The organism is Stenotrophomonas daejeonensis (assembly GCF_001431505.1).
GTDB lineage: Bacteria > Pseudomonadota > Gammaproteobacteria > Xanthomonadales > Xanthomonadaceae > Stenotrophomonas > Stenotrophomonas daejeonensis.
Genome location: NZ_LDJP01000011.1, coordinates 1 through 26,698 on the forward strand (window position 1 = coordinate 1; position 26,698 = coordinate 26,698).

32 protein-coding genes are annotated in these 26,698 nt (G+C 69.6%); 20 read left to right on the forward strand and 12 right to left on the reverse strand.

The genetic code is table 11. The features are described 5' to 3' along the window. Positions 1-28 precede the first annotated feature (28 nt). From ABB34_RS02195 to ABB34_RS02205, 3 genes are all read right to left on the reverse strand, one after another. On the reverse strand, positions 29-517 hold the full coding sequence (locus ABB34_RS02195; protein ID WP_057639604.1) for a transcriptional repressor: 489 nt from the start codon (positions 515-517) through the stop codon (positions 29-31). A gap of 18 nt (positions 518-535) precedes the next feature. Beyond that, positions 536-1,939 carry a glutamate--tRNA ligase gene (gene gltX, locus ABB34_RS02200; protein ID WP_057639605.1) on the reverse strand — a complete coding sequence of 468 codons (1,404 nt, stop codon included), beginning with the start codon at positions 1,937-1,939 and terminating at the stop codon, positions 536-538. Positions 1,940-2,056: 117 nt separating this feature from the next. Then, entirely contained in the window at positions 2,057-2,497 is a 441-nt protein-coding gene (locus ABB34_RS02205) for a copper chaperone PCu(A)C (RefSeq protein ID WP_057639606.1), read from the reverse strand. 37 nt (positions 2,498-2,534) lie between these two features. On the opposite strand from ABB34_RS02205, the gene ABB34_RS02210 reads away from it, so the two are divergent. From ABB34_RS02210 to ABB34_RS02225, 4 genes are all read left to right on the forward strand, one after another. Further along, positions 2,535-3,317 carry an enoyl-CoA hydratase/isomerase family protein gene (locus ABB34_RS02210; RefSeq protein WP_057639607.1) on the forward strand — a complete coding sequence of 261 codons (783 nt, stop codon included), beginning with the start codon at positions 2,535-2,537 and terminating at the stop codon, positions 3,315-3,317. Positions 3,318-3,475: 158 nt separating this feature from the next. After that, entirely contained in the window at positions 3,476-4,375 is a 900-nt protein-coding gene (gene tesB, locus ABB34_RS02215; protein ID WP_057639608.1) for an acyl-CoA thioesterase II, read from the forward strand. A gap of 3 nt (positions 4,376-4,378) precedes the next feature. Next, positions 4,379-4,861 carry a putative signal transducing protein gene (locus tag ABB34_RS02220; RefSeq protein ID WP_057639609.1) on the forward strand — a complete coding sequence of 161 codons (483 nt, stop codon included), beginning with the start codon at positions 4,379-4,381 and terminating at the stop codon, positions 4,859-4,861. 210 nt (positions 4,862-5,071) lie between these two features. Continuing rightward, on the forward strand, positions 5,072-6,262 hold the full coding sequence (locus tag ABB34_RS02225; protein ID WP_057639610.1) for an RNA polymerase sigma factor: 1,191 nt from the start codon (positions 5,072-5,074) through the stop codon (positions 6,260-6,262). Between the two features lie 159 nt (positions 6,263-6,421). Here the strand turns inward: ABB34_RS02225 and ABB34_RS02230 are convergent, their stop codons facing one another. After that, positions 6,422-6,988, reverse strand: a complete 567-nt coding sequence (locus ABB34_RS02230) for an EF-hand domain-containing protein (protein ID WP_057639611.1) — start codon at positions 6,986-6,988, stop codon at positions 6,422-6,424. Between the two features lie 150 nt (positions 6,989-7,138). On the opposite strand from ABB34_RS02230, the gene ABB34_RS02235 reads away from it, so the two are divergent. Then, positions 7,139-7,876 (forward strand): arginyltransferase, encoded by a 738-nt coding sequence (locus tag ABB34_RS02235; RefSeq protein ID WP_057639612.1) that lies wholly within the window; start codon positions 7,139-7,141, stop codon positions 7,874-7,876. Between the two features lie 93 nt (positions 7,877-7,969). Then, positions 7,970-9,172, forward strand: a complete 1,203-nt coding sequence (locus ABB34_RS02240; RefSeq protein WP_057639613.1) for an endonuclease/exonuclease/phosphatase family protein — start codon at positions 7,970-7,972, stop codon at positions 9,170-9,172. Between the two features lie 219 nt (positions 9,173-9,391). Here the strand turns inward: ABB34_RS02240 and purT are convergent, their stop codons facing one another. After that, positions 9,392-10,576: a formate-dependent phosphoribosylglycinamide formyltransferase gene (gene purT, locus ABB34_RS02245; protein WP_057639614.1), complete on the reverse strand. Its 1,185-nt coding sequence runs from the start codon at positions 10,574-10,576 to the stop codon at positions 9,392-9,394. 119 nt (positions 10,577-10,695) lie between these two features. Between purT and ABB34_RS02250 the strand changes: the two genes are divergently transcribed. The 9 genes from ABB34_RS02250 to ABB34_RS02290 all read left to right on the forward strand — a co-directional run bounded on the left by ABB34_RS02250 (position 10,696) and on the right by ABB34_RS02290 (position 16,710). Further along, positions 10,696-11,562: an SPFH domain-containing protein gene (locus tag ABB34_RS02250; protein WP_057639615.1), complete on the forward strand. Its 867-nt coding sequence runs from the start codon at positions 10,696-10,698 to the stop codon at positions 11,560-11,562. 134 nt (positions 11,563-11,696) lie between these two features. Then, positions 11,697-11,987, forward strand: coding sequence for a hypothetical protein (locus tag ABB34_RS02255; RefSeq protein ID WP_057639616.1), 291 nt, complete (start codon positions 11,697-11,699; stop codon positions 11,985-11,987). Then, positions 11,984-12,163: a type II toxin-antitoxin system antitoxin gene (locus ABB34_RS02260; protein WP_057639617.1), complete on the forward strand. Its 180-nt coding sequence runs from the start codon at positions 11,984-11,986 to the stop codon at positions 12,161-12,163. The genes ABB34_RS02255 and ABB34_RS02260 overlap by 4 nt, the downstream gene beginning before the upstream one ends. Continuing rightward, on the forward strand, positions 12,160-12,342 hold the full coding sequence (locus ABB34_RS02265; protein WP_057639618.1) for a DUF4177 domain-containing protein: 183 nt from the start codon (positions 12,160-12,162) through the stop codon (positions 12,340-12,342). The genes ABB34_RS02260 and ABB34_RS02265 overlap by 4 nt, the downstream gene beginning before the upstream one ends. A 1-nt stretch (position 12,343) precedes the next feature. Next, the gene (locus ABB34_RS02270; protein ID WP_057639619.1) at positions 12,344-13,639 is read left to right on the forward strand and encodes an alpha/beta hydrolase; all 1,296 of its coding nucleotides are present in this window, start codon (positions 12,344-12,346) and stop codon (positions 13,637-13,639) included. Continuing rightward, positions 13,636-14,433, forward strand: coding sequence for a CPBP family glutamic-type intramembrane protease (locus ABB34_RS02275; protein WP_057639620.1), 798 nt, complete (start codon positions 13,636-13,638; stop codon positions 14,431-14,433). The genes ABB34_RS02270 and ABB34_RS02275 overlap by 4 nt, the downstream gene beginning before the upstream one ends. Positions 14,434-14,454: 21 nt before the next feature. Beyond that, positions 14,455-14,985, forward strand: coding sequence for a PH domain-containing protein (locus ABB34_RS02280; protein ID WP_057639621.1), 531 nt, complete (start codon positions 14,455-14,457; stop codon positions 14,983-14,985). A gap of 170 nt (positions 14,986-15,155) precedes the next feature. Next, positions 15,156-15,956, forward strand: a complete 801-nt coding sequence (locus ABB34_RS02285) for a M15 family metallopeptidase (protein ID WP_057639622.1) — start codon at positions 15,156-15,158, stop codon at positions 15,954-15,956. Further along, on the forward strand, positions 15,949-16,710 hold the full coding sequence (locus ABB34_RS02290) for a DUF6508 domain-containing protein (RefSeq protein ID WP_057639623.1): 762 nt from the start codon (positions 15,949-15,951) through the stop codon (positions 16,708-16,710). The genes ABB34_RS02285 and ABB34_RS02290 overlap by 8 nt, the downstream gene beginning before the upstream one ends. Positions 16,711-16,941: 231 nt before the next feature. Here the strand turns inward: ABB34_RS02290 and ABB34_RS02295 are convergent, their stop codons facing one another. The 5 genes from ABB34_RS02295 to ABB34_RS02315 all read right to left on the reverse strand — a co-directional run bounded on the left by ABB34_RS02295 (position 16,942) and on the right by ABB34_RS02315 (position 21,312). Next, positions 16,942-17,616: a DNA-3-methyladenine glycosylase family protein gene (locus ABB34_RS02295; protein ID WP_057639624.1), complete on the reverse strand. Its 675-nt coding sequence runs from the start codon at positions 17,614-17,616 to the stop codon at positions 16,942-16,944. Between the two features lie 7 nt (positions 17,617-17,623). Continuing rightward, positions 17,624-17,995 (reverse strand): DUF423 domain-containing protein, encoded by a 372-nt coding sequence (locus tag ABB34_RS02300; RefSeq protein ID WP_057639625.1) that lies wholly within the window; start codon positions 17,993-17,995, stop codon positions 17,624-17,626. A 143-nt stretch (positions 17,996-18,138) separates the two neighbouring features. Then, on the reverse strand, positions 18,139-19,272 hold the full coding sequence (locus ABB34_RS02305) for a polyketide cyclase (protein ID WP_057639626.1): 1,134 nt from the start codon (positions 19,270-19,272) through the stop codon (positions 18,139-18,141). Positions 19,273-19,474: 202 nt separating this feature from the next. Next, positions 19,475-20,116: a response regulator gene (locus ABB34_RS02310; protein WP_057639627.1), complete on the reverse strand. Its 642-nt coding sequence runs from the start codon at positions 20,114-20,116 to the stop codon at positions 19,475-19,477. After that, positions 20,113-21,312, reverse strand: a complete 1,200-nt coding sequence (locus tag ABB34_RS02315) for a sensor histidine kinase (RefSeq protein WP_057639628.1) — start codon at positions 21,310-21,312, stop codon at positions 20,113-20,115. The genes ABB34_RS02310 and ABB34_RS02315 overlap by 4 nt, the downstream gene beginning before the upstream one ends. A 140-nt stretch (positions 21,313-21,452) precedes the next feature. Between ABB34_RS02315 and ABB34_RS02320 the strand changes: the two genes are divergently transcribed. The 5 genes from ABB34_RS02320 to ABB34_RS02340 are packed head-to-tail and all read left to right on the forward strand — an operon-like array spanning position 21,453 to position 24,427. Then, complete coding sequence (locus ABB34_RS02320; protein ID WP_057639629.1) at positions 21,453-22,043, forward strand: GNAT family N-acetyltransferase; 591 nt, start codon at positions 21,453-21,455, stop codon at positions 22,041-22,043. Continuing rightward, a complete protein-coding gene (gene minC / locus ABB34_RS02325; RefSeq protein ID WP_057639630.1) occupies positions 22,003-22,794 on the forward strand; it encodes a septum site-determining protein MinC in 792 nt (263 codons plus the stop codon). The genes ABB34_RS02320 and minC overlap by 41 nt, the downstream gene beginning before the upstream one ends. Before the next feature lie 32 nt (positions 22,795-22,826). Next, positions 22,827-23,636 (forward strand): septum site-determining protein MinD, encoded by an 810-nt coding sequence (minD, locus tag ABB34_RS02330; protein WP_057639631.1) that lies wholly within the window; start codon positions 22,827-22,829, stop codon positions 23,634-23,636. Between the two features lie 2 nt (positions 23,637-23,638). Beyond that, positions 23,639-23,899 (forward strand): cell division topological specificity factor MinE, encoded by a 261-nt coding sequence (gene minE, locus ABB34_RS02335; protein WP_057639632.1) that lies wholly within the window; start codon positions 23,639-23,641, stop codon positions 23,897-23,899. Between the two features lie 42 nt (positions 23,900-23,941). Next, positions 23,942-24,427: a hypothetical protein gene (locus ABB34_RS02340; RefSeq protein WP_057639633.1), complete on the forward strand. Its 486-nt coding sequence runs from the start codon at positions 23,942-23,944 to the stop codon at positions 24,425-24,427. Between the two features lie 305 nt (positions 24,428-24,732). Here the strand turns inward: ABB34_RS02340 and ABB34_RS02345 are convergent, their stop codons facing one another. Together ABB34_RS02345 and ABB34_RS02350 are read right to left on the reverse strand one after the other, a co-directional pair. Beyond that, the gene (locus tag ABB34_RS02345; RefSeq protein ID WP_057639668.1) at positions 24,733-26,004 is read right to left on the reverse strand and encodes a sensor histidine kinase; all 1,272 of its coding nucleotides are present in this window, start codon (positions 26,002-26,004) and stop codon (positions 24,733-24,735) included. Further along, the gene (locus tag ABB34_RS02350) at positions 26,001-26,693 is read right to left on the reverse strand and encodes a response regulator transcription factor (protein WP_057639669.1); all 693 of its coding nucleotides are present in this window, start codon (positions 26,691-26,693) and stop codon (positions 26,001-26,003) included. Before ABB34_RS02350 ends, ABB34_RS02345 begins: the two co-directional genes overlap by 4 nt. Positions 26,694-26,698 lie beyond the last annotated feature (5 nt).

A 26,698-nucleotide genomic window follows, 5' to 3' on the forward strand; every position in this document is an offset into this window, starting at 1 on the left:
TTCTCCCGGAGGGAGAAGGAGAGAGCAGCTACCCCGCGCACTCCGCGCACAGGCCGTGCACTTCCAGCGTCTGCGCCTGCGGCTTGAAGCCCAGCTCGCGGGCGCGGGCTTCGAGCTGGCGGACGATGTCGCGGTCCTCCAGTTCCACCGCGCTGTGGCAGCGGTCGCAGATCAGGAACGGCACCGAGTGCTGGTTGCTGCTGGGGTGGTGGCAGGCGACGAAGGAGTTGACCGACGACAGCTTGTGCACGAAGCCGTTGGCCATCAGGAAATCCAGCGCGCGGTACACCGTGGGCGGGGCGTCGGCGCCCACGCCCTTGCCTTCGCGCACCAGCTCCAGCAGCTCGTAGGCCTTGACCGGCTTGCCGGCCTCGGCGATCAGCCGCAGCACGTTGGCGCGGATCGGCGTCAGCCGCAGGCCGCGCTCGCGGCACACCCGTTCGACCACCGCGATGAAATCCGCCGCGTCGTCGACGTGGTGATGGGGGGCGGTGCAGGCGTGCTCGTGCTCGGTCATATGGCGGCCTCCCGGCAATCAGGCGTTCGCTACCTTGATGCGTGCGGCGTCGATGCGTTTCAAGGCTTCCTCGCGCCCGGCCAGGTACACGGTGTGGGAAATGTCCGGGCTGACCTGAGTGCCGGTGATCGCCACGCGCAGCGGCTGGGCGACCTTGCCCATGCCGATTTCCAGTGCGGCGGCGGTGTCGTGCAGCGCCACGCCGACCGCTTCGGCGGTCCACTGCGGCAACGCGGCCAGCAGCTCGCGCGCCTTGCCCAGCGCCACGTCCGCGCCGGGATTGAAGTGCTTGGCGACGGCGGCTTCGTCGTATTCGGTAAGCGGCTGGTACCAGACCACCGCCTTCTCGGCCATCTCCTTCAGGGTCTGCACGCGCTCGCGCAGGGCGACGACCACGTCGGCCGGGGCCGGGCCGGCGGCCACGTCCAGCCCCAGCTTTTCCAGCTGATAGACCAATTGCGGTGCGATGGAAGCCGGATCTTCGCTCTTCAGGAAGTGCTGGTTGACCCAACCCAGCTTGGCCATGTCCAGCCGCGAGGCCTTGGAATTGCAGTTGGTGACGTCGAACAGGTCGATCAGCTCCTGCCGGCTGAAGATTTCCTGATCGCCATGCGACCAGCCCAGCCGCGCCAGGTAGCTCAGCAGCGCCTCGGGCAGGTAGCCGGCGTCCTTGTACTGCATCACGTCGGCCGCGCCGGTGCGCTTGGACAGCTTGGCGCCGGCCTCGTCGAGGATCATCGGCATGTGGCCGAACTTCGGCACCGCCGCGCCCAGCGCTTCGTAGATGTTGATCTGGCGCGGGGTGTTGTTGATGTGGTCGTCGCCGCGGATGACCTCGGTGATGCCCATGTCCCAGTCATCGACGACCACCGCGAAGTTGTAGGTCGGGTAGCCGTCCGGGCGGAAGATCACCATGTCGTCGAGCTCGCTGTTGGCGATCTCGATGCGGCCCTTGATCAGGTCGTCGAACACCACGCTGCCGCCTTGCGGGTTCTTGAAGCGGATGACGCGGTTCGGGTCGTCGCGGTACGGCAGGTTCAGCTCGCGCGCGGCGCCGTTGTAGCGCGGCTTTTCCTGTTTTGCCATCGCCGCCTCGCGCATCGCGTCCAGTTCCTCGCGGGTTTCGTAGGCGTAGTAGGCCTTGCCGGCGGCGAGCAGTTGCTCGGCCACTTCCTTGTAGCGGGCGACGCGGTGGGTCTGGTAGACCGGGCCTTCGTCGTAGTCCAGGCCCAGCCAGTCCATCGCTTCGAGGATGGCGTCTATCGCTGCCTGGGTGCTGCGCTCGCGGTCGGTGTCCTCGATGCGCAGCACGAACTCGCCGCCGCGGTGGCGGGCCTCCAGCCAGCAGTACAGCGCGGTGCGGGCGCCACCGATGTGCAGGTAGCCGGTGGGACTGGGGGCGAAGCGGGTACGGACGGTCATGACGGGCGCGGAAGTGGGAATCCGCGCATTTTACCGCGTAGGCCGGGGCTACGCCCCCGACGCCTGGGGTTCATGCTCGTCGGGGGCATGGCCCCGACCTACCCGCCTGTACAAGCATCAGGGCTTGCGCACCACCAGTTCGCCGCGCACCTCGGTGCCGTCGGACAGGCCCAGCACCACCGGCACGCGCTGGCCCTCCTGCAACGCCGCCTTGCCATCCATCAGCATCAGGTGCAGGCCGCCGGGCTTGAGTTCGGCATGCTGCCCGGCCGCCACCGGCAGGCGTTCCACTTCGCGCATGCGGCTGACGCCATCGACCAGCGTCGTCTCGTGCAGGGACACGTCCGCGAACGCTTCGCTGCGTACCGAAGTCACCGCCACCTCCGCCTTGCAGGCGTTGTCGATGCGGCCGAAGCCGCCGGCCATGTGCGCCATCGCCGGGAAACGGATCCAGCCGTCGCTGAAACGCACGCACGCAGCCTCCGCCGCCTGCGCCGGGGCCGCCATCACCGAGGCCACCGACATCAACAGTACGCACGCGAATGGTTTGGTTATCATCGAAACATCGACTCCCTGCCGTATCCGAGGCCGCAGCATGACAACGCTCATCGACACGATCAACCACGGCCCCATCCGCGAACTGCGGCTGGCGCGGCCGCCGGTCAACGCGCTCGATACCGAACTGTGCCGGGCGCTGATCGCCACGCTCAACCAGTGCATGGCCGAGGACGTGCAGGGCGTGGTGCTGTCCGGCAGCGAGCGCATCTTCACCGGCGGCATGGACGTGCCCTACCTGCTGCGCCACGGCGAGGACAAGCACAAGCTGCTCGACAGCTGGCAGGCCTTCTTCGGCGCGGCGCGCACGCTGGCCGAAAGCCGCATCCCGGTGGTGGCCGCGCTCACCGGGCACTCCCCGGCCGGCGGCTGCGTGCTGGCGTTGTGCTGCGACTACCGGGTGATGGCGCGCAGCGTCGACCAGGCCAAGCCCTACGTGATCGGCCTGAACGAGGTGCAGGTGGGGCTGGTGGCGCCGGAGGGCATCCAGCGGTTGCTGCGGCGGGTGGTCGGCATGCACCGCGCCGGCGTGCTGTTGGCCGGCGGGCAACTGGTCAGCGCCGAGCGCGCGCTGGAGATCGGGCTGGTGGACGAACTGGCCGATGGCGCCGGCAACGTGGTCGAACAGGCCATCGCCTGGCTGCAGGCGCAGTTGAAGCTGCCGCGCCAGCCGATGCTGCAGACCCGCGCCATCGCCCGCGCCGACCTGCACGAGGCCATGCAGCCCGAGCACATCCAGCTGGAGCGCTTCGTCGAGGCCTGGTATTCGGCCGATGCGCAGGCGGCGTTGCAGGCGCTGGCGGCGAAGCTCGGGAAAGCCTGAATTTCCGTAGGCGCGCACCTTGGTGCGCGATGAAGCTTTCCCGGCATAGCCCCATCGCGCACCAAGGTGCGCTCCTACGGGCAGGGCCTTGTCCCTCGCAGCAGCCCGCCCGGCACCGCCCGCTATAATCGCGGCCTGTCGAAATCAGGCCCGCCCCCTTGTCCGCCCATCCCGAACCCGTGGTCCCCGAACTGATCGACCTGCTGTCGCTGGAGCGGCTGGAAGACAACCTGTTCCGCGGCCAGAGCCGCGACATCGGCACCAAGTACGTGTTCGGCGGGCAGGTGCTGGGGCAGGCGCTGGCCGCCGCCCAGGCCACGGTCGACAACGGCCGCCACGTGCATTCGCTGCATGCCTATTTCCTGCGCGCCGGCAACATCGACCACCCCATCGTCTACGACGTGGACCGCACCCGCGACGGCGGCAGCTTCTCGGTGCGCCGGGTCACCGCGATCCAGCACGGCAAGGTGATCTTCTTCTGCGCGGCCTCGTTCCAGCAGGCCGAGCGCGGCGCCGAGCACCAGCACAAGATGCCGGAGGTGCCGCAGCCGGAGGACATCGAGCCCAACCGCCCGCTGGCGCCCGAGGTGCTGGAACGGCTGCCGGTGAAGGTGCAGCGCTGGCTCTCGCGCGGCGGCCCGTTCGAGTTCCGCCACGTCATCGCTCCCGGCGAAAGCCTGCGCGACGAACTCAACCCGACCAAGCGCCCGCCATACCACCAGGTGTGGATGCGCCTGAGCGAGCGGGTCGGCGAGGCACCGGAGCTGCACCAGGCGCTGCTGGCCTACGCCTCCGATTTCCATCTGCTCGGCACGGCCACCTTCCCGCACGGCATCAGCTACTACCAGCCGCACGTGCAGATGGCCTCGCTCGACCACGCCATCTGGTTCCACCGCCCGTTCCGCGTGGACGACTGGCTGCTGTATTCGCTGGACAGCCCCAGCGCGCAGGATTCGCGCGGGCTGGCGCGCGGCCAGTTCTTCACCCGCGACGGCGTGCTGGTGGCCAGTACCGCGCAGGAAGGCCTGATCCGCGTCGCCCCCGGCGACAAGGACTGAGGCATGCGCAAGATCTTCAGCAGCCAGCGCGTGGAGAATGCCGAAGGCGTGGCGCAGATGCTGCGCGAGGCCGGCATCGAGGTGCGCCTCACCAATGGCCGCTCCTACCACAGCAAGCGCCGCGGCCAGTTCAGCTACCTCGACAACACGCTGGGCGATGACAAATTGCCGACGGTGTGGGTCGTGCGCGCCGACGACCAGACCCGCGCGCGCGAAATCCTGCGCGACGCACGCCTGCTCGACACCACCCGCCGCGACCATCCGGTCGCCGAATACGCCTTCCGCGAAGCGCCGGGCGAAGGCAACGGCCGCCGCTGGGCATGGCGCATCCGCATCGCGCTGCTGTTGGTGATCGCCGGACTGGTCCTGATGATGGTGCTGCGCCACCGCGCCGCGCCGGTGCCGCCGGTGCCCGAGCCGGCGCAGCAGGTGCAACCAGCGCAGGACGACGACGATTTCCGCGTGCGCGTGCAGCCCGCGAACTAAGGTAGTGCCGGCCGCTGGCCGGCATCTGCACGATGGTCATGCGGGTGCCGGGCTTTCCCGGCGCGGGGCTTGGCCGGGAAAGCTTCATGCGGGGCAAGCCCCGCATCTACGGAATGGCAGGCATGCGGGGTTGCCGGCCAGCGGCCGGCACTACCGGTCACATCCGCTGGCGGCCTTCGTCATGGCCTGCATCCACACGGGAGCTGCTGCATGACCGCCACGACGCTCGAATCCATGCTGCATCGCGAACTGCCTGCCGCCCGCGGTGGCTGCACGCAGTCCTACGGCCGCATCGTCGTGGCCTGCCAGAACACTGTCACCGCCATCGCGCTGGCCATCACCCGCGACGTGCAGGCCAGCGAGGACATCGCCCAGGAGGCCTTCATCAAGGCCTGGCAGCAGCTCAACCAGCTCAACAACGCGGCCAGCTTCCTGCCCTGGCTGCGGCAGATCACCCGCAACCTCGCCCGCGACTGGCTGCGCGCCAACCGCAACCGGCCGCTCAGCGGCGAGGCGGCCGAAATCGCCATCGGCATGGCCGCCGATCCCGCGCCCGGCGCCGCCGAGGCGATGGCACGGGTAGAGGAAGAACTGGCCGCCGAGGAAATCATTTCCACCCTGCCCGAAGACAGCCGCGAAACTTTGCTGCTGTTCTACCGCGAAGGACAAAGCTCGCAGCAGGTGGCCGCGCTGCTGGGCCTGAGCGACGCGGCGGTGCGCAAGCGCCTGTCGCGCGCCCGCGCCACGGTGCGCGAGGAAATGCTCAAGCGCTTCGGCGAATTCGCGCGCGGCAGCGCGCCGTCGGCGGCATTCGCGCTGGTGGTGGTCGGCGCGCTGGTCGGCGCGACCCCGGTGGCCAGCGCCGCCACCGTGATCGGCTCGGGCGTGCTCGGCGGCGGCCTCGGCAAGCTCGGCACCGGTGGCATCACCGGCGGCATCGCCGGCGGTTCGCTGGGCGCGATCGTCCAGCACCTCACCGATCATCCGGCGGTCCTGCTGGGCATGCTCGGCGGCGTGCTCGGTGGCGTCGTCGGCTATGGCCTGACCTGGTGGTATCTGGTGCGCTTCTGCGCCGGTGCCCGCGAGCGCGCGCAGGTGCAGCGCTTCATGCTCCTCAACATGACGACCGGCACGACGATGCTGTTCTGCATCATGCTCGCGGTGGTGCTCACCCCGGGTTGGCAGGCGACGCTCGCGACCTTCGCCATCGGCATCTCCATCGTCAACTACCAGTACCTGGTCACGCTGCCGCGGATCATGGACCCGATCCTCGCCCGCGCCGACAACGCCCGGCGCCGTCGCGGATACGCATGGGTGATCGGCAAACCGGCGGTGGTGGCCAGCACGCTGGTGGCGGGGACCTGCCTGCTGCACGCGCTGCACAATGCCGGGCGGTTGTAGCTTCGGTACCGCGACCAGGCGCAGGTCGGGGTTACACCCCCGACGCACGGGACATCGGCATGCCTCTGTCGGGGAGGTAACCCCGACCCGTGATCGATGGCTCGACTCCGCAAGCCAGCCCCTCCCACCTGCAAGGTGGGAGGGGCTGTTTCCTCCCGCTTACTTCGCGACCGGCGCCGGCGCACGCGGACCGCGCGGGCCAGCCTTGGCGCGGGCGGCATCCAGCTCGGCCTGGCTCAGCTTGCCGTCCTTGTCGGTGTCGGCGTTAACGAACCATTCGTCGCGGCGCTGCTTGGCACGGGCCTCGCGGTCGGCACGGTCGATGTAGCCGTCCTTGTTGACGTCCATGCGCTCGAAGAAGGCCTGGTGTTCGGCGGCGCTGATGCGGCCGTCATGGTCGCTGTCCATCATCGGCATGAAGCCTTCGCCGCGATGGCCGCGGTGATGGCGGCCCATGCCGCGGTGGCCGTCGCCGCCGCGCGCGTGCCAGCGCGGCAGTTCGTCGCGCGAGAGCTTGCCGTCCTTGTTCTTGTCCAGCTCGTCGAAGCGCTGCGCGAGCCACGGCTGCGCGGCGGCCTCCTGGCGGTCGACCACGCCGTCGCCATTGGCGTCCGGCCGCTGCATGGCGGGCTTCGGCTGCGGTGCGGTGGCGGCGGCCAGCGCAACGCCGGTGGTGGAGGTCGCCAGCAGCACGGCCAGCAGGATCAGGGATTTGCGGTGGGTCATGGGGTGGCTCCTGTAGTGGACGAAAGGTCGCAGTACCTGCGCCTCGTTGACATCAACGCGCCACCGGTGCCGGCGTTGACCGCGCGGCGGGCGCATTCATCAACCGGACAGGCGCAGGTACTGCGACCACGGGCGGCTATGCTTGCGCGCATGGCTTTGCACGGCGACTCCAACGAAGAACTGCGCCTGTTCCAGACCGGCGAGCACCCTTGCGGCTATTTCCCCGAGCGGCAGGCGCGCGACCTGGTGCTCGACCCGCAGGACAGCCGCCTCGGCGAGCTGTACCCGATGGCGCTGGGCTGGGGCTTCCGCCGCTCCGGCGACCTGGTCTACCGCCCGCATTGCCAGCAGTGCCGCGCCTGCGTGCCGGTGCGCATCCCGGTGGCGCGCTTCATGCCCGACCGCAGCCAGCGCCGCTGCCTGGCCCGCAACGCCGACCTCGATTGCCGCGTGCTGCCGGCCGAGCGCAGCGACGAGCAGTTCGCGCTGTACCAGCGCTACCTCGCCGCGCGCCATGCCAACGGCGGCATGGACGACCACGGCCCGCACGAGTTCGACCAGTTCCTCGTCGGCCGCTGGTCGCACGGGCGCTTCCTCGAAATCCGCACGCACGGTGCACAGGGCCGGCTGCTGGCGGTGGCCGTCACCGACGTCACCCCGTTGGGCCTGTCGGCGGTCTACACCTTCTTCGACCCGGACGAACAGGCGCGCGGGCTGGGCACGCTCGCGATCCTGCAGCAGATCGCCTGGGCACAGCGTGCCGGCCTGCCGCACCTGTACCTGGGCTACTGGATCGACGGCCACCGCAAGATGGACTACAAGCGCCGCTACCGGCCGCTGGAATATTTCGACGGCCGCCATTGGCGGGAAGACACCGCGGCCCGGTAGGCCGGGGCTACGCCCCCGGCGTTCATCGCCGGTTGCGCCGAGGTCATGGCCCCTGCCATGACGGCTTCATCATGCCGATGCGAGAATGCCGGCATGAACAAGCACATCCTGCTCCTGGCCCTGTCCATGCTCTGCGCCGCCTGCACCAGCACTCCCACCGCCACGCCAAGCGACGCCCCGGCGACGTCCCGCCTGCGGCTGGCCACCTACAACACCTCGCTGTATTCGGACGAGGCCGGCGGCCTGATCCGCGAACTGCAGGGCGACAGCGCGCACGCACGCAAGATCGCCGCGGTGCTGCAGCAGGTGCGCCCGGACCTGGTGCTGCTCAACGAATTCGACTACGACGACGCCCACCGCGCCGCCGACCTGTTCCAGCGCCGCTACCTGGAAACCGCGCAGCCCGGCGGCGGCGAACCGCTGCACTACGCCTACCGCTACCTGGCGCCGGTCAACACCGGCGTGCCGAGCGGGCTGGACATCGACAACGACGGCACGGTCGGCGGCGAAGGCCGCGCGCACGGCAACGATGCGTGGGGCTACGGCCTGCACCCCGGCCAGTACGGCATGCTGCTGCTGTCGCGCTACCCCATCGACGACGCCGCGGTGCGCAGCTTCCGGCTGCTGAAATGGAGCGCGCTGCCCAACGCGGTGCGCCCGCTCGACCCGGCCAGCGGCCAGCCGTTCTGGAGCGATGCGGTGTGGTCGCAGCTGCGGCTGTCGTCGAAGTCGCACTGGGACGTGCCGGTGCAGACCCCGCTGGGCACCCTGCACGTGCTGGCCTCGCATCCCACGCCACCGGCCTTCAACGGCCCGGAAAAGCGCAACGTCGCGCGCAACCACGACGAGCTGCGGCTGTGGAAGGAATACCTGGACGGCGGCGACAAGCCGTGGCTGTGCGACGACCGGGGCCGCTGCGGCGGGCTGGCCGCCGATGCGCGCTTCGTGATCGTCGGCGACCTCAACAACGACCCGGTCGATGGCGACGGCCGCCACGAGGCCATCCTCGAACTGCTCGAACACCCGCGCGTGCTGCGCTACCCCACGCCCACCAGCACCGGCGCCGAACAGACCAGCCTGGCCCATGCGGAAAAGGGCGTGGCCCGGCGCGGCGCCCCGCGGCAGGCCACCGGTGATTTCGGCCCGCGCTCGGGCACGCTGCGGCTGGACTACGTGCTGCCGTCAGCCGGCTTCAGCCACCTCGGCAGCGGCGTGTTCTGGCCGGCCGATGGCAACCCCGAAGCCGGGATCGCCGATGGCAGCGACCACCACCTGGTATGGGTGGACGTGGATTGAGTCGGCCCGTCCCTTGAACCCGCCGTCGTAGAGCGGAGCCTGCCCGGCCAAAGCCCCTCTCCCCTTGGGAGAGGGGTTGGGGAGAGGGTTCGGGCGAAGCCTTCGCGGTGTTTGACTGCACGAGGCTTCGCCCGAACCCTCATCCGCCCCTTCGGGGCACCTTCTCCCAGAGGGAGAAGGAAAAGCCTTCGCTGGGCCACGGTCAGCCAGCGTCCACCATCAGCGCAATTCGATGCCGATGGCCGCGGCCGCCTCGCGGGCGATCGCACGCGCCTGCTCCACGTCGGCCGCGCGCGCGAGGGTGACGCCGACCCGGCGGTGGCCTTCCACCACCGGCTTGCCGAACAGGCGCAGCGCGGTGTCCGGCGCACGCAACGCGGCGTCGATGCCGTCGAAGAACGGCACGCCGTACCCCTGCGCCAGCAGCGCGCACGAGGCCGAAGGGCCGTTGTGGCGGATGTGCGGGATCGGCAGGCCGAGGATCGCGCGCGCGTGCAGCGCGAACTCGCTCAGCTCCTGCGAGGCCAGCGTCACCAGCCCGGTGTCGTGCGGGCGCGGCGAGACTTCGCTGAACCACACTTCGTCCCCCTTCACGAAGAACTCCATGCCGAACACGCCCCAGCCGCCGAGATCGTCGGCGATGGCGCGCGCCACGGCCTGCGCGCGTTGCAGCGCCTCGGCCGACATCGGCTGCGGCTGCCAGCTTTCGCGGTAGTCGCCGTCCTGCTGCAGGTGGCCGATGGGATCGCAGAACGACGTGCCACCGGCATGGCGCACGGTCAGCAGGGTGATCTCGTAGTCGAAGTCGATGAAGCCCTCGACGATGCAGCGGCCGGCGCCGGTGCGGCCGCCGGTCTGCGCGTAGGCCCACGCCGGGGCGATGTCGGCCTCGCTGCGCACCGTGCTCTGGCCCTTGCCCGAGGACGACATCACCGGCTTGACCACGCACGGCAGGCCGATGGCCGCCACCGCGTCGCGGTACTCGGCCTCGGTATCGACGAAGCGGTAGGGCGAGGTCGGCACGCCGAGGGTTTCGGCGGCGAGCCGGCGGATGCCCTCGCGGTCCATCGTCAGCCGCGCCGCGCGCGCGGTGGGGATCACCCGGGTCGCGCCCTCGGCTTCAAGTTCCTCCAGCGTGGCGGTGCTGATCGCCTCGATCTCCGGCACCACGATGTGCGGGCGCTCGCGCTCGACCAGTGCGCGCACCGCGGCGCCATCGAGCATGTCGAGCACGTGGCTGCGGTGCGCCACCTGCATCGCCGGGGCGTCGGCATAGCGGTCGGCGGCGATGACTTCCACGCCGAAACGCTGCAGTTCGAGCGCCACTTCCTTGCCCAGCTCGCCCGACCCAAGCAGCAGCACGCGGGTGGCGGAAGGCGACAGCGGGGTACCAAGCGAGGTCATCGGGCGGATCCGGGGCAGGGACGGGGCCGCACATTCTAGCCGCCGGTCCCCGCCACACCCCTCTTGCACATTGATATCAATTTGATATCTTTTATCGCAACCACCACGGAAGACGCGCCATGAAAGAGAAAGCCCTCGGTTCCCTGCCCGGCATCCCCACCCTGCTCGGCGCAATCGTCCTGATGCTGGCCGGTGCCGGCGCGCTGGTCCTGGCCGCCGCCCACGGCGCCGGCGGCCTGTCGGCCATCGCCGGCATCGTGCTGGTGGCGCTGGGCATCTTCACCGTCACCGGCCTGTACATGGTCCAGCCCAACCAGGCCGCGGTGCTGAGCCTGTTCGGCAAGTACACCGGCACGGTCAAGGACAACGGCCTGCGCTGGAACAACCCGTTCTTCAGCAAGAAGAAGGTCAGCCAGCGGGTGCGCAACTTCGAGAGCGGCAAGCTCAAGGTCAACGAGCTGGACGGCTCGCCGATCGAGATCGCCGCGGTGATCGTGTGGCAGGTGGTGGACGCCTCCGAGGCGGTCTACAACGTCGACGACTACGAGAGCTTCGTGCACATCCAGTCTGAATCGGCGCTGCGCGCGATGGCCACCAGCTACCCCTACGACCAGCACGAGGAAGGCCAGCTGGCGCTGCGCAGCCACGCCAGCGAGATCTCCCAGCACCTGAAGGACGAACTGGCCGAGCGCCTGGCCGACGCCGGCGTGCAGGTGCTCGACGCGCGCATCAGCCACCTCGCCTACGCCCCGGAAATCGCGCAGGCGATGCTGCAGCGGCAGCAGGCCAACGCGGTGATCGCCGCGCGCCAGCGCATCGTCGCCGGCGCGGTGGGCATGGTCGAGATGGCGCTGGCCGAACTGCAGCGCAGCGGCGTGGTCGAGCTGGACGAGGAACGCAAGGCGCAGATGGTCGGCAACCTGCTCACCGTGCTGTGCTCGGACCGCGGCACCCAGCCGGTGGTCAACACCGGCTCGCTGTACTGACCCCCGCCCCGACAGGAGCAAGGCCGTGAATCCCGCCCATCCCGCCACCGTCGTCTTCATCATCCCCGCCGTCGCCATCGGCGCGCGCCGCCGCCGGCACCGGCAGGCAGGCCGCAACCACGGGAACGCCGCGCATGGGCAATGAAGTGATCGCCGCCTTGGTCATCGCCCTCACCGGCGTGCCGGCGCTCGGCATCGCCGCATGGAGCGGCCGCGACGGCAGCGCCCACGCACGCGGCACCGGGCTGCGCTGGGCATTGATCGCGCTGTGCAGCTTCATCGCCGCGATCGCGCTGTATTTCTCCGGCGGCAACCGCAGCGCGGCGCTGGCCATCGGCATCGGCTTCGCGGTGGCGGTCAACGCACTGGCGGTGTCGATGGTGCTGCACCTGCGCCGCGGCAACGGCGGAGCACCGCGCAGGTGAGCGAGAAAAAGGCCTACCCGCTGCGCATCAATGCCGAGGTGCTGGCGGCGGCGCAACACTGGGCCGACGACGAGCTGCGCAGCCTCAACGCGCAGATCGAATACGTGCTGCGCGACGCGCTGCGCAAGGCCGGGCGCCTGCCCAAACCGAAAACCGAGCCAAGGGAAGAGCCATGAACAAGCAATGGAAGTACCTCGTCGTCAAAGTGAACACCAGCGTGTTCGGCGGCTTCAAGATGGAGACGCTGCAGGAGGAACTGGACAAGCACGGCCGGCAGGGCTGGGAGCTGGTCAACGTGGTGCATTCCATGCCCGGCTATTCCTCGCCGACCCTGCTGTTCAAGAAGGAAGCCTGAGATGAAGCGGATGCAGGCATGGCTCGCCGCCGCGGCGATGATGGTTTCGGCCACGGCGTCCGCCACCGACGCCCCCACCACGCTGGCCACGCGCCTGCTCGACCAGCTCGACGCCGGCCAGTACGCCGCCGCCGAGGCGTCGTTCTCGCCGCAGATGAAGACCGCCGTGCCCGCCGACAAGCTCAAGGCCGTGTGGGAGTCGCTACCCGCGCAATTGGGCGCGGCCGGCAGCCGCGGCGAGGCGACGACCAGCGAGGCCGATGGTTTCCGCATCGTGGCCGTCCCGCTGCACTACGCCCACGGCGACGTGCTGGCACGCGTGGTGCTGGACAGGGACGACCGCATCGCCGGCTTCATGGTGCAACCGGCGCCGCCCCCGCCACCCGTCGCGCCTGCCGATGCGCCCTTCACCGAGCAGGACCTCACCCTGCCCGCGCCCGCCTCGGGCAAGCCGGGGCTGCCGGGCACGCTCACCGTACCCAAGGGACAAGGTCCGTTCCCGGCCATCGTGCTGGTGCACGGCTCCGGCCCGCAGGACCGCGACGAAACCATCGGCGCCAACCGTCCGTTCCTCGACATCGCGCGCGGCCTTGCCGCGCACGGCATCGCCACGTTGCGCTACGACAAGCGCACGCAGGCCCGACCGCAGGATTTCACCAGCGAATCGGGCATTGACGACGAAACCACCGACGATGCCGTCGCCGCGGTCGCCGCGCTCGTCGGCAACCCCCATGTCGACCGCAGGCACGTCTACGTGATCGGCCACAGCCAGGGCGGCCTGCTCGCTGGCCGCATCGCCCGCAACAGCCACGGCGAAGTGGCCGGGCTGATCCTGCTGGCCGCGCCCGCGCGCCCGATCCTCGACCTGCTCGGCGAACAGAACCGCTACCTCGCCAATCTCGACGGCAGCATCAGCGCCACGGAACAGGCGCATCTGGATGCGCTCGACGCCGCCATCACCAAGGTGCGCCACGACCCCGAAGCCAGGCTGCTGGAACTGCCCGGGCGCTATTGGCAGCAGTTGGAAAAAGTCGATCCCGTCGCCGATGCGCGCGACAGCCAACTGCCGGTCCTGCTGCTGCAAGGCGGCCGTGACTTCCAGGTGGTCGACGCCGACTGGCAACGCTGGCAACAGGGCCTGCAAGGCCCGCGCTACCGCTTCCATCGCTACCCGGCGCTCAACCACCTCGGCATCGCCGGCGAAGGCAAGGGCACGCTGGACGAATACCAGAAACCCGGCCACGTGGACGCCACGCTGCTCGACGACATCGCCAACTGGGTGAAGGAACGGCAATGACCCCGTCCTCGCCCGCACCGTGGAAACCCGACCTGAAGCTGGCCGGCGTGCTGGGGCTGGCCGCGGCGCTGGCCACCGCCGCGCTGTTCCCCTACCTGCTGCAGTTGATGCCGGACAAGCTGGCACGGATTCCACTGCCCTTGCCGGTGGTGGTCGTGGCGCAGTCGCTGCAGGCGCTGGTGCTGCTCGGCGGCATGTCGTTGCTGGGCCTGCGGATGGGGCACCGTATCGGCCTCGGCGCACCGCTGCTGCAGGCATGGCTGGGCGGCACGCCGGCTGCGGCACGGCCGCGCCCGCAGCCGTGGCTGGCGGTCGCGCTGGGTGCGGCAATGGCGTTGCTGGTGGTACTGGCAAGCCAATGGATCGACCCGCTGCTGCCGACCATGCGCAACCCGCCGGCGCACGCCGATGCCGCGGCCTCGGCATTGAACGGCCTGCTGGCCTCGTTCTACGGCGGCATCGTCGAAGAGCTGCAACTGCGGCTGTTCCTGATGACGCTGCTGCTCTGGCTGGTCGCCCGCGTGCGCGGCCGCATGCCCGGCAACGCCACGTTCTGGCTGGCGATCCTGCTTGCCGCGCTGCTGTTCGGCGTCGGCCACCTGCCGGCGGCGGCGCACATCTGGGGGCTGGATACCGTCGTCGTGCTGCGCACCCTCGCCCTCAATGCGGTGGTCGGCATCGCCTGCGGCTGGCTGTACTGGCGGCGCGGGCTGGAGATGGCCATGCTCGCCCACTTCAGCGCCGACCTCGTGCTGCACGTGCTGATGCCGTTGCTTGGCAGCGGCACACCCTGACCACAAGGAAGACCCGAGCCGATGACCACCGCGTCCACATCGAAGTCCTACGCCGTTGCTCCCGCTTCACCGTGGTTGCTGCTGTGGATATGGCTGCCGCTATTGCTGGCCTGCGGCCTGACCCTTGCCAGCGCATGGCGCAATCCGCCCGTGCCGCCCGGCATCTGGCTGGTGCTGGCGCACCTGCCGGTGGTAGGCATCGTCCTGCAATGGGCCTTCAACCGCCGCCGCATCAACGTGCAGGGCCGGCAGCTGGACGTGGTTTCGACCTTCTACCGCAAGCGCGTGGACGTTTCCGAATTGCGGCTGGAACAGGCGCGCGTGGTCGACCTGGCCGAACACCACGAATACCGCCCCGGCTTCAAGACCAACGGTTTCGGCATGCCCGGCTTCCAGTCCGGCCACTTCCGCATGCGCGGCGGCGCCAAGGCATTCTGCCTGCTCACCGACCGCAGCCGCGTGGTGGTGCTGCCCCTGCGCGGCGGCGCGATGCTGCTGCTTTCGCCGGAGCAGCCACGCGCCCTGCTCGACGACCTGAAACGCCTGGCGTAGGTCGGGGCCACGCCCCCGACGCTCCGCGCCCTCGCCTCGTGCATCCCGCCGTCGGGGATGTAACCCCGACCTACGTGCCGGGCGGCCGCCGCAGACCCCATCGCGCGGGCAAATCAGCGAACGCCGTTCAAGCATTAGACAGCCCCGCATCGATGCCCCAAGCTGCCTCCATGCGCAACGCCCCGCACCTGCTGCTCAACACCCCCGACATCGAACTCTGGCCCGGCGGCCTGCTGCGCGCGCGCAGCAACCACGACGCGCGCCTGCTCGCCCGCGCCAGCCACGTGCTGCGGCGCAAGCGCGACGGCCGCTACCTGGCCGTGCAACTGCGCGGTGGTCTGATGCCGCTGGTCACGCGCCTGCCCGAAGAGCCCGGCGTCGAACCGGCACTGGCGCTGCTCGATGCCCGGCTGTCGCAACCGGCGCGCATGCCCCCGCCCTCCGGTCCGCTGCCGCTGGACGGGTTGCAGCAGCGGCTGGACCGGCTCGGGCTGGATGCCAGCGCCTATGCCGCGCAGACCGGCCTGCCGCTGGTCGCCGAGCCAGCATGCCTGCAACTGGCCGGCTTCGACCGCTACCGCCGCCCGCTGTGGCTCACCCGCGGCGCCGCGCGCGCATGGCAGCGCCTGCATGCGGCCGCCGCAATCGACGGCATCGCGCTGGACGCGATCTCCGGCTACCGCAGCCACGCCTACCAACTGGGCATCTTCGAACGCAAGCTCGCCCGCGGCCTGGACGTGGCCGCGATCCTCACCGTCAACGCCGCGCCGGGCTACAGCGAGCACCACGGCGGCAATGCGCTGGACATCGGCACGCCGGGCGAGCCGCCCGCGGAGGAATCCTTCGAGCGCACCCCGGCCTTCGCCTGGCTGCAACGCCGCGCGGGCGAACTCGGCTTCCACCTGAGCTACCCGCGCGACAACCCGCACGGCATCGTCCACGAACCGTGGCACTGGTGTTTCCGTGGCTGAGGGCGGCCTGCCCGGACTGGCCGACATCGAGACCCTGCTGGCGGCGTGGCAGGCACTGCACCACGCGCCCCGGCACGAAGCGGCAGGCGCCTTCTTCGCCCTGCTGGCATGCCCGCCGTGGTGCGACACCGGCTACGACCCGGCCGCCGCGGGCAAAGCCATCGACGACCCGCAGCGGATCGAAGACGCCACGCTGGCCGAACTGCGCCCGCTGCTGACCTGGTGCGAGCGTGGCGAACGCTTCAACGCAGGCCACCATGCCGCCCTGCTCGCCGATGGCCGCCTGCAACGCCTGATGCAACGCCTGTCGCGCATCGCCGCGGCGATGGCGCAACGGCAAGCGCATGTTCCCCTCGAACCGGTGGCCTATGCCGCGCTCAACAGCCGCCAGCGCGAGAACCACAACTTCCAGAAAGTCTCTGCGCGGCTGGCCGACTACGGCTACGTCACCCTGCGCCTGAGCGACGACTGGCAGGGCGCCGATTTCATCGCCCAGCACATCGACGGCCGCACCTTCCTGCGCGTGCAGCTGAAAAGCCGCATGGGTGTGGCGCGCAAATACCGCCACCGCGGGTTGTGGCTATGCTTCCCGCATGCGGGGCAGTGGTACCTGTGCCCGCACGATGGCCTGCTCGAATACCTGCTGGCCGAGTGCGGCATCGGCCATACCGCGTCATGGAGCGACAAGGGCGAATACACGCAATCCGCGCCCGGCAGGAAGCATCTGGACTACCTGCACCGCTATCGGCTGTAACCCGCCGGGACCGAATCGGGGTTCTTCAGGCACCTTGTAGATGCAGGGCTTGCCCCGCATGGAGCCTTCCCGGTGAAGCCGTGCCGGGCAAGCCCGGTACCTACGAAGCAATCTTGTAGACGCGGGGCTTGCCCCAGCATGAAACCTTCCCGGTGAAGCCCGGTACCTACGAAACAGAAGGCCATTCCACGCGGTACGGGAAAGCACCGTCATCAGCTCCTGCTCCGGAAATCAATCCTGCGAACGATTGGTCTTCGCGCCACCGGCGTCGGCGGCATCGGCGATCCGCCACAGGTACAGGCTGGCCCAGGTGCGGTACGGCCCCCAGCGTTCGCCGCGGGCCTGCAGTTCCTTCGGCGTGGGCATCGCGTCGACGCCGTCCACGCGCTGGGCGCCCTTGCGGATGCCGAGGTCGTCGACCGGCAGGATGTCCGGCCGCCCGAGCCGGAACATCAGCATCATCTCCACCGTCCAGCGGCCGATGCCGCGGATCGGGACCAACGCCTCGACGATGGCGTCGTGGTGCATCCACGCCATCTGCCGGGTCGAGGGAATCTCCCCGGCCTGCTCGCGCCGGGCCAGGTCGCGCAGCGCCAGCGCCTTGTTGCCGGAGACGCCGCAGGCACGCAGGCCGGCGTCGTCGATGCGGGCCAGCGTGTCGGCATGCAGGCGCGGGCTGCCGATGGCCGCCTCCACCCGCCCGACGATGGTCGAGGCGGCCTTGCCGCTGAGCTGCTGGAACAGGATCGCGCGCGCCAACGCATCGACCGGGTCGAACGGACGGCGCCAGCCCGCCGGGGCTTCCAGCGGCCCCAGCCGGCGCATCCAGGCGGCCAGCCGCCGGTCGCGGCGCTGCAGGTGCGCCAGCGCCTGCCCGACGTCGAATCCGCGCGCGTAACGGGGCATCGCCGCGTTACCGCCGCAGCGAGCCCAGCGCGAACAGCAGCCAGCCGGCGATCATCGCCATGCCACCGGCCGGGGCCAGCGTGGTCGGCCAGCCCATCAGCACGCCGCCGGCCACGCTGCCGGAGAACAGCAGCACCCCCAGCAGCAGCACGTACAGCGCCACCCGCCCGAAGCCGTTCAGCGAGGCCGGGCCCAGCACCGCCAGCACCACGCCGTGGCCGAAGGCGTGCAGCGCGGCGGTTTCCAGCCGGGACTGCAGCAGGGGATCGCCGACGCCATGCGCGGCATAGGCCGACAGCGCCACCGCGGCGGCGGCCAGCAACGCGCCGCAGAACGCCAGAAACGAAGGTTTGCGTACACGCCGTTCCAGACCCAGCATCGTCTTCCCTCGGTTTTTGCGGCGCGGGCCGGGCCCGCGCGGGTGTGGGGCCCGCCGCCGGGCCTTGGTGGGGGCCAAAGAAAAACGCGCCGCAGGAGGCGGCGCGTTTTTCGTCGATCACTGCATTCGTCGCAACCGGTCGGTTACTTGATCGACCAATACACGTCGTAGGTGCCGTCGGTGGTGAACGCCTTGTCCACGCCGCCCGTCCACGATTCGTACGGGCGGTCGGTCACCTCGTTGCCGTTGGTGGTCGCCCACGCACGCAGCGCGTTGCGGGCCACGTCCAGGCCCGCCATGTGGCCGGTGTAGGACGCGAACGCGGAACGGTGCGGCGCGACGTGGCTGTAGGTGGCCGGGTTGCCTTCCGGGATCTTCACCTTCAGCTCGCCATCGGCGGCGGCGACCGGGGCAGCCTCGGCGGCGTCGGCCTTGTCGCCGTCCTTCTTGTCCTTGTCGGCGGCGCTCTTCTTGCGGACCGGCTGGACCACGTCGAAGGCGTACTTCTCGGCGCCGAAGTCGGTGGTGACGATGCGCACCGGGCCGGCGGCCTCCAGGCCGTTGGCCTCCATCGCGCGCTTGATCCACTCCTGGTTGTCCTGGATCGACTTGCGGATGGTCTCGTTGTTGCGGTCGATGTTGCCGGCGTTGACCGCCAGCAGGTCCTCGGCCGGCACGTCCACGATCTTCAGGTCGGTCAGCGGGGCTTCGGCGGCGCGGTAGTCCACGTTCGGCACCGAGGCCAGCATGTTGGCCATGCGCGACAGGCCCAGCTTCAGGTCGTCGCCGATGTGGCGGCTGACGTACAGGCCGGCGTAGCGGCCGAACAGGTCGAAGCCGTACTTGACGCTGTAGTCCTGGGTGATCTTGACGTTGCGGTCGTTCTTGCCGGTCGGCTGCAGGGTGAAGGTGGTCACCTTGTCATGGCCGCGGGTCTGGTCCTCGATGGCGATGGAGACGCGCCGGTTCTCCTCGCTGTCGGTGATCTCCCAACTGCCCTGGCCCAGTACGTCGTTCTTCGAATTGAATTCCAGGCGCGCACCCTTGCCGGCGTCCGGACCCTTGAGCGTCAGCTCGACGGCGGGATCGCGCAGCACCAGCGGGTTCCAATCCTTGAAGCGGCGCAGGCTGTTGACCGTGTCGTACACGATCGTCATCTTGCGGTTGGTCTCGACGCTCTCGGTGATGTGACGCTCGCCCGGCAGCAGCACGCCGATGAGGACGAACAGGCCAGCCACGATCCCCAAGGCGATCAGGAACTCGATAATACGGGTCATTCAGGAGTCTCCGGGGCCGATCCCACGGCCGGGTTGATTGAAGCGAAGCCCCCATCCTATCAGGCTTTGCGCGGGTTGTTGACAGGATTGGCGCACCGGTTTCCCTGCCGGATGCGAAACTTCCTCGACGGGTTCCAAGGGTAACGCATCACCCCGGCCCCGGCAGCGTGGCCGCGGCGGTTTCCGCCTCCGGCCGGCCCGTTCAGACCAACTGCAGCTCGAACGCCTTGAGCACCGCGCGGGTGCGGTCGCGCACCCCCAGCTTGCTCAATATGTTGGAGACGTGGTTCTTGATGGTGCCCTCGGCCACGCCCAGCGAGTTGGCGATCTCCTTGTTGGAGAAGCCCGAGGCCATCAGCCGCAGGATCTCGGTCTCGCGGTCGGTCAGCGGGTCCGGGCGGTCGAGGCTGACGAATTCGTTGCGCATGTGCTCCAGCCCCGACAGCAGGCGCTGGGTCACCGCCGGCTGCACCAGCGAGCCGCCCTCGGCCACGGTGCGGATGGCGCCGACCAGCTGCTCCAGGGTCACGTCCTTGAGCAGGTAGCCCTTGGCCCCGGCCTTGAGCCCGGCCAGCACCAGCTGGTCGTCGTCGAAGGTGGTCAGGATGATCGACGGCGGCAGCTGGCCGCGCTGGGACAGGGTCTGCAGCGCCTCCAGCCCGGACATCACCGGCATGCGCATGTCCATCAGCACCACGTCCGGCGCCACCTCGGGGATCAGCTCCACCGCCTGGCGGCCGTCGGTGGCCTCGGCCACCACCTCGATGCCGTCATCGAGCGCCAGCAGCGAGCGGATGCCCTGCCGCACCAGGGTTTGGTCGTCGACCAGGCAGACGCGGATCATCGGTTCACTCCTTGTGGCCCGGAGGCCAGCATCATGTTGGTTGCCACCGGCAGCCACAGGCGAAGGCGGAAGCCCCCGCCGCGCGGTGCCGACACGTCCAGGTCGCCGCCATGCTGGGCCAGCCGTTCGCGCATGCCGCGCAGTCCGTTGCCGGGCAGTATCCGCTCCACCTCGCCGCCAATGCCATCGTCATGCGCGTCGATGACGATGCGCTCGCGCTCTCGCCCCACTTTTATCCACAGATTGCGGGCGCCGGCATGACGAACGGCGTTGGTGATGATCTCCTGGGTGCAGCGCAGCAGCACGTGGGCGCGCTCGGGGTCTTCCACGCTCAGCGGGTCGTCCATGTCCAGGTGGATGTGCAGCGAGGGCACCCGCTCGGCCAGCGGCCGCAGCGCCGCGGCCAGGTCGATCGCGCCGCTCTCGCGCAGTTGGCTGACCGCCTCGCGCACGTCGGTGAGCAGCAGCTTGGCCAGCGTGTGCGCCTGCCGCACGTGGTCCTGTGCCCGCCCCTCGGTGATGTGCCCGGCCACCTCCAGGTTCAGGCTCAGCGCGGTCAGGTGGTGGCCGAGCAGGTCATGCAGCTCGCGGGAGATGCGGGTGCGTTCGTTGACGCGGGCGCTCTCGGCCAGCAGCAGGCGGGTGGCGCGCAGCTCGGCATTGAGCCGGCGCTGCTCCTCGCGGGCCTGGGTCTGCTGCCGCGCGACCAGGCTGGTCACGAAGATGAACATCGAGAAACCGCCGTACAGCAGCGACTGCATCAGCGCCTCGAACAGCGAGAAGCCCAGCGCGAAATACACCGGAAGCACCGCCAAGTGGCTCACCAGCAACCAGAACACGCCCAGCCGCACCGGCAGCAGCCACGGGATCACCCCGGCCGCGACCATCAGCAGGATGCTGCCCAGCCCCGAGCCGTTGAGGTAGCTCACCGCCAGCGCGCAGATGGTCAGCACCACCAGCAGCAGGCGGTCGTACCAGTGCGCGTGGCCGCCGCTGTTGAGCCGCCGGGTCAGCCAGAAATAGCAGCCGCCGAAGGCCACGTAGAACGCGAACAGCCACAGCTCCTCGCCCGGCCGGCCGGGCACGGCTTCTTCGTCCAGCGCGTACTGGCTGTAGATCAGCGGCAGGCTGACGATGGCCCAGGTGAACAGGCCGGCCAGGCGCAGGACGCGGGTATGACTGAGTTTTCCCAACATGCGTGCATGGTAAGGAGCCCGGCGCGCGCGCGCCCTCCCACGGAAGTCATGGCTCGCCGGGCTCCGGCCGGCCATGCGATAATCGCCGCCCTGCCCCCTTCCCCCATCCGGGGCCGACTGTTTCACCCCACGGAGTCACAATGTCGATCGTCATCCGCGACGTGCGCGAGCACGAGCTCGATTCCGTCCTGGCACTGAACAACAACGCCGGCCTGGCCATCCTGCCGCTGGATGCCGCCAAGGTCCGCCGCTTCTACGAAACCGCCGAGTATTTCCGTATCGCCGAGCGCGACGGCAACATGGCCGGCTTCCTGGTCGGCTACGGCAGCGACAGCGCGCACGACAGCTGCAACTTCGCCTGGTTCCAGCAGCGCTACCCCAGCTTCTTCTACATCGACCGCATCGTGGTCGCCAGCCGCCGCCGCGGCGGTGGCGTCGGCCGCGCGTTCTATGCCGACGTGCAGAGCTACGCCGAACTGCGCTACCCGCAGATGGCCTGCGAGGTGTTCCTCGACCACGGCGCCGACGCCGCCCTGCTGTTCCACGGCAGCTTCGGCTTCCGCGAGGTCGGGCAGAACACCATGCCGGAAGTCGACGTGCGCACCAGCATGCTGCTCAAGGACCTGTGCAGCCATGAATGGGTAAAGGAGACCTATGGCGACAACCTGCCCGACGTCCCGTGGGTGGGCCATGCACGCCGGCCCCTGCAGCAGCGGCCGACGGGAACCTGAGATGGCAGCGAATCCGGATTACGAACAGGCAGGCGAACTGAAGATCGGCCAGGTGGGCGTGGCCAACCTGCGCATCCGCACCCTCGACGTGGCGCGGCTGGTCCAGGAAATGCGCGAACGCGTGGCCCGCGCGCCCAGGTTGTTCGGGCGCGCGGCGGTGATCCTCGATTTCGGCGGCCTCAGCCACACCCCGGACACCGCCACCGCGCGCGCCCTGCTGGACGGCCTGCGCGAGGCCGGCGTACTGCCGGTGGCGCTGGCCTACGGCACCAGCGAGATCGAGCAGCTCTCGGTGCAGTTGGGCCTGCCGCTGCTGGCCAAATTCCGCGCCCAATACGAATCGATCGACGCCGCGCCCGCCGCGCCGCCGCGCCGCGCACCTGAACCGGCACCGCCGCCCCCCGCCCCGGCCGCCGCACCGCAGCCCGGGCGCATGCAGCTGGGCACGGTGCGTTCGGGCCAGCAGCTGTACGCCGAGAACTGCGACCTGACTGTCATCTCAACGGTGGGTGCCGGCGCCGAGGTCATCGCCGATGGCAGCATCCACATCTACGGTACGCTGCGGGGCCGCGCCCTGGCCGGCGCCAAGGGCAACGAGGGCGCGCGCATCTTCTGCCGCGACTTCCATGCCGAGCTGGTCGCCATTGCGGGACGTTACAAGGTACTGGACGATATTCCCGACAACCTGCGCGGCAAGGCCGTGCAGGTCTGGCTGGAGCAGGACCAGGTCATGATCGCCGCGCTGGATTGACGCGGCCCACCCGAACATTCAGGAGAAATCCTTTGGCTGAAATCATCGTAGTCACTTCCGGCAAGGGCGGCGTGGGCAAGACCACCTCCAGCGCCAGCATCGCCTGCGGCCTCGCGCGCCGCGGCAAGAAGGTCGCCGTCATCGACTTCGACGTCGGCCTGCGCAACCTCGACCTGATCATGGGCTGCGAGCGCCGGGTGGTGTACGACTTCGTCAACGTCGTCCACGGCGAGGCCACGCTGAAGCAGGCCCTGATCAAGGACAAGCGCTTCGACAACCTGTTCGTGCTGGCCGCCTCGCAGACCCGCGACAAGGACGCGCTGAACAAGGAAGGCGTGGAGAAGGTGCTCAAGGACCTGGCCGCCGACGGCTTCGACTTCATCATCTGCGACTCGCCGGCCGGCATCGAGAAGGGCGCGTTCCTGGCGATGTACTTCGCCGACCGCGCGGTGGTGGTGGTGAACCCGGAAGTGTCCTCGGTGCGCGACTCGGACCGCATCATCGGCCTGCTCGACTCCAAGACCGCCAATGCCGAAGCCGGCAAGAGCGTGCCTGCCTTCCTGCTGCTCACCCGTTACAGCCCGGCGCGGGTGGAGAGCGGCGAGATGCTCAGCATCACCGACGTGGAGGAAGTGCTGGGGCTGAAGGCGATCGGCGTGGTCCCCGAGTCCGGCGACGTGCTCAACGCCTCAAACAAGGGCGAACCGGTGATCCTGGACACCGAATCGCCGGCCGGCCAAGCCTATGAAGACGCCGTGGGGCGCATCCTCGGCGAAGAGCGCCCGATGCGCTTCACCACCGTGGACAAGAAGGGCTTCTTCAGCAAGCTGTTCGGAGGGTGACGATGGGCATTTTCTCCGACCTGTTCAAGAGCAAGAAGACCACCGCGGAAACCGCCAAGAACCGCCTGCAGATCATCATCGCGCAGGAGCGCAGCGCCCGCGGCGGCCCGGACTACCTGCCGCTGCTGCAGCGCGAACTGCTGGACGTTATCAAGAAGTACGTCAACATCGACGCCGACGCGGTCAAGGTGGACCTGGTCAAGGACGGCGAGCACGACGTGCTCGACATTTCCGTGGCCCTGCCCGAAGGCCCGCAGAACTGAACCACCACGGGGCCGCCGGCGCGGCCCCGGACGTCTCCGCCCATGCCCTCCTCCACCTCCGCCGATGCCCCCGCCGTGCTGTGCGTGGGCGATATCCAGTGGGATGACGCCGCCGCGCTGCTGGCCCGCCACGGCCTGCGCCTGAACCGCGTCGCCGATGGCGCCGCCATCCCCGGAAGCTACTGGGGCGAGCCCGAGGCCGGCATCATCGCCAGCGACGTCCATGTGCGCGCCGACACGCCGGTGCATTCGATGCTGCACGAGGCCTGCCACCTGATCGTGCTGCCGCCCGAGCGCCGCGCCCAGGTGCATACCGACGCCACCGACTCGGTGCCGGAGGAAGACGCCACCTGCTACCTGCAGATCGTGCTGGCCGGGCAGTTGCCCGGCGTCGGCAGCGCGCGGTTGATGGCCGACATGGATGCCTGGGGTTATACGTACCGGCTGGGGTCCACCAAAGCCTGGTTCGAGCAGGATGCAGAAGACGCCAAGGCATGGTTGATCGAACGCGGGCTGCTGGCTACGTAAAGCCGCAAGCGCGGCACGACTTGGGCGCGTGGCGACGCGCCAAACATCCTCGGCGCCTTCCGGCCAGCTTGGCGCGGTTCGAGCAGGACGCCGCGGACGCGAAGCAGTGGCTGCTCGAACGCGGCCTGTTGCCGGCTCCTGATGGCCAACCCCGCCATGCCGCGGCTGCCTCTGCGTAGATGCGGGGCTTGCCCCGCATGAAGCTTTCCCGGTAAATCCCCATACCGGGCAAGCCCGGTACCTACGCGGTGGAACCTTCCCCGCCAACCCCGTGCCGGGCAGGCCCGGCACCTGCGGGAACAGCGTCACGGCAGCGAACTGCCCATGTCCAGGGTGACGCGGGTGCCGCGCTCCGGGCCGGAATGGATGTCCAGCTTCCAGCCCAGGTGCTCGCACAGGCGGCCGATCAGCTCCAGCCCGATCCCCGCGCCCATGTTGCGCTCGCCGCGGGCGACCTTGGCGTAGGCGGCGGCCACTTCCTCCGGGTTCATGCCGTGGCCCGGGTCCTCGATCGTCACCACCGCGCGCGGTGCGAGCATCATCCGGATCACGCCGCGGTCGCTGTTCTCCATCGCGTTACGCAGCAGGTTGCCCACCGCCGCCTGCACCACCCCCACCGGCGCCAGGATCGTGCAGGCCGCCAACGCCGCCGTTTCCACGGCCAGTTCCTTGCCGGCGGCCAGGTGCTCATGGTCGGCGGCGATTTCCGGCAACAATTGCTCCAGCGCCACCGGCTCGCTCAACGCGGCCAGCCGCGCCGGGTCCCGCGCCAGCATCAGCAACAACTGGATCAGCTGCTCCACCCCCAGCGCGGTGGCGCGCACGCGCTGCAACTGCTGCTGCGCGCGCGGTGGCAGCCCCGGTTGCTCCAGCGCCAGCTCGGCGGCGCCGCTGATCACCGCCATCGGCGTGCGCAGCTCGTGGCTGGCGGCGCCAATGAAGGCCTGCTCGCGCGCGACGAAACGCTCGTTGCGTTCCAGGTAGTCGTTGACCGAACCGGCGATCACCTCCAGTTCGACGCTGCCGCGGGCATCGACCTGCAACCGCTGCCCGCTGCGCTCCGGCTGCAGCCGGGCGATGGCCGCGGCCAGGCTCGACAACGGCCGCACCAGCCGATTGCTGCCCACCCACGCCATCAGCAGGGTGACGACCGCCATCGCGATGCCGGCCAGCACCGCCCAGCGGGTGATGAAGTTTTCCAGTTCGGCGAAATCGCCGATGTCCAGCGCCAGCATCACCCGCCCGAAATCATCGGTATCGCGCACCATCACCGCGCTGTTGCGTCCCTCCAGCCATACGTCGTCGTGCAGCCCCGGGGCCAGTTCGGCGGGCAGGCCGCGTGCGTCGCGTGCGCTGAAGAAACGCAGGGTGTCCGAATCCTGCCAGCGGTAGTCCGGCCCGCTGCGCGCGTTGTGGAGGATGCTGTCCAGCTCGGAATTGAGCAGCGCGCGCCATACCGCATGCTCGGCGCGTTCGTGCACGTAGTTGGCGGCGCTGAACACCACCAGCGTCAGCAGCGCCAGGTACAGCGCCAGCCAGCCCAGCAGCTTGCGGCGCAGGGTCCGGCGCGCCCTCACCGCGCTTCGCCCGCCGCCGGCGCGCACAGCCGGTAGCCCACGCGCGGCAGGGTGTGCAGCAGCTTCTGCTCGAACGGGCCATCGACGCTGCGGCGCAGTTCGTAGATGTGGGAACGCAGCATGTCGCCGTCCGGCGGCTCATCGCCCCACAGCGCGTATTCGAGCTGGCCGCGCGGCACCGCCGCCGGGCTGGCGCGCATCAGCACCTCCAGCAGCTTGCGGCAGGCCGGGTACAGGTGCAGCGGCTTGCCGGCGCGCTGCGCCTCCAGCGTGGCCAGGTCCAGCCGCAGGTCGTGCACTTCCAGCAGCTTGTGCGGGTTGCGGCCCCGGGTGCGCGCCAGCACCGCCTCCAGCCGCACTTCCAGCTCGGGCAGGGCGAACGGCTTGGTCAGGTAGTCGTCGGCGCCGGCGCGGAAGCCGGCGATCTTGTCGGGCAGCTCGTCGCGCGCGGTGAGCATGATTACCGGCACCTCGCTGCGGTGCTCCTCGCGCAGCCGCCGCAGCACCTCCGGGCCGTCCATGCGCGGCAGCATCCAGTCCAGCAGGACCGCGTCGTGGGCCTGGCTGGCGGCCAGGTGCAGCCCGGTCACGCCGTCGGGCGCGACGTCCAGCACATGGCCGCGCGCCTCGAAATAATCGAAGAGGTTGGCGACCAGGTTGCGATTGTCCTCGATGACCAGCAGCCGCATGCGCA

Coding starts and splice junctions, on each gene's coding strand:
- ABB34_RS02195 (WP_057639604.1), bottom strand. CDS start 517: ATGACCGAGCACGAGCACGCCTGCACCGCCCCCCATCACCACGTCGAC.
- gltX (WP_057639605.1), bottom strand. CDS start 1,939: ATGACCGTCCGTACCCGCTTCGCCCCCAGTCCCACCGGCTACCTGCAC.
- ABB34_RS02205 (WP_057639606.1), bottom strand. CDS start 2,497: ATGATAACCAAACCATTCGCGTGCGTACTGTTGATGTCGGTGGCCTCG.
- ABB34_RS02210 (WP_057639607.1), top strand. CDS start 2,535: ATGACAACGCTCATCGACACGATCAACCACGGCCCCATCCGCGAACTG.
- ABB34_RS02220 (WP_057639609.1), top strand. CDS start 4,379: ATGCGCAAGATCTTCAGCAGCCAGCGCGTGGAGAATGCCGAAGGCGTG.
- ABB34_RS02225 (WP_057639610.1), top strand. CDS start 5,072: ATGACCGCCACGACGCTCGAATCCATGCTGCATCGCGAACTGCCTGCC.
- ABB34_RS02230 (WP_057639611.1), bottom strand. CDS start 6,988: ATGACCCACCGCAAATCCCTGATCCTGCTGGCCGTGCTGCTGGCGACC.
- ABB34_RS02235 (WP_057639612.1), top strand. CDS start 7,139: ATGGCTTTGCACGGCGACTCCAACGAAGAACTGCGCCTGTTCCAGACC.
- ABB34_RS02240 (WP_057639613.1), top strand. CDS start 7,970: ATGAACAAGCACATCCTGCTCCTGGCCCTGTCCATGCTCTGCGCCGCC.
- purT (WP_057639614.1), bottom strand. CDS start 10,576: ATGACCTCGCTTGGTACCCCGCTGTCGCCTTCCGCCACCCGCGTGCTG.
- ABB34_RS02250 (WP_057639615.1), top strand. CDS start 10,696: ATGAAAGAGAAAGCCCTCGGTTCCCTGCCCGGCATCCCCACCCTGCTC.
- ABB34_RS02255 (WP_057639616.1), top strand. CDS start 11,697: ATGGGCAATGAAGTGATCGCCGCCTTGGTCATCGCCCTCACCGGCGTG.
- ABB34_RS02265 (WP_057639618.1), top strand. CDS start 12,160: ATGAACAAGCAATGGAAGTACCTCGTCGTCAAAGTGAACACCAGCGTG.
- ABB34_RS02270 (WP_057639619.1), top strand. CDS start 12,344: ATGAAGCGGATGCAGGCATGGCTCGCCGCCGCGGCGATGATGGTTTCG.
- ABB34_RS02275 (WP_057639620.1), top strand. CDS start 13,636: ATGACCCCGTCCTCGCCCGCACCGTGGAAACCCGACCTGAAGCTGGCC.
- ABB34_RS02280 (WP_057639621.1), top strand. CDS start 14,455: ATGACCACCGCGTCCACATCGAAGTCCTACGCCGTTGCTCCCGCTTCA.
- ABB34_RS02285 (WP_057639622.1), top strand. CDS start 15,156: ATGCGCAACGCCCCGCACCTGCTGCTCAACACCCCCGACATCGAACTC.
- ABB34_RS02295 (WP_057639624.1), bottom strand. CDS start 17,616: ATGCCCCGTTACGCGCGCGGATTCGACGTCGGGCAGGCGCTGGCGCAC.
- ABB34_RS02300 (WP_057639625.1), bottom strand. CDS start 17,995: ATGCTGGGTCTGGAACGGCGTGTACGCAAACCTTCGTTTCTGGCGTTC.
- ABB34_RS02305 (WP_057639626.1), bottom strand. CDS start 19,272: ATGACCCGTATTATCGAGTTCCTGATCGCCTTGGGGATCGTGGCTGGC.
- ABB34_RS02310 (WP_057639627.1), bottom strand. CDS start 20,116: ATGATCCGCGTCTGCCTGGTCGACGACCAAACCCTGGTGCGGCAGGGC.
- ABB34_RS02315 (WP_057639628.1), bottom strand. CDS start 21,312: ATGTTGGGAAAACTCAGTCATACCCGCGTCCTGCGCCTGGCCGGCCTG.
- ABB34_RS02320 (WP_057639629.1), top strand. CDS start 21,453: ATGTCGATCGTCATCCGCGACGTGCGCGAGCACGAGCTCGATTCCGTC.
- minC (WP_057639630.1), top strand. CDS start 22,003: ATGCACGCCGGCCCCTGCAGCAGCGGCCGACGGGAACCTGAGATGGCA.
- minE (WP_057639632.1), top strand. CDS start 23,639: ATGGGCATTTTCTCCGACCTGTTCAAGAGCAAGAAGACCACCGCGGAA.
- ABB34_RS02340 (WP_057639633.1), top strand. CDS start 23,942: ATGCCCTCCTCCACCTCCGCCGATGCCCCCGCCGTGCTGTGCGTGGGC.
- ABB34_RS02350 (WP_057639669.1), bottom strand. CDS start 26,693: ATGCGGCTGCTGGTCATCGAGGACAATCGCAACCTGGTCGCCAACCTC.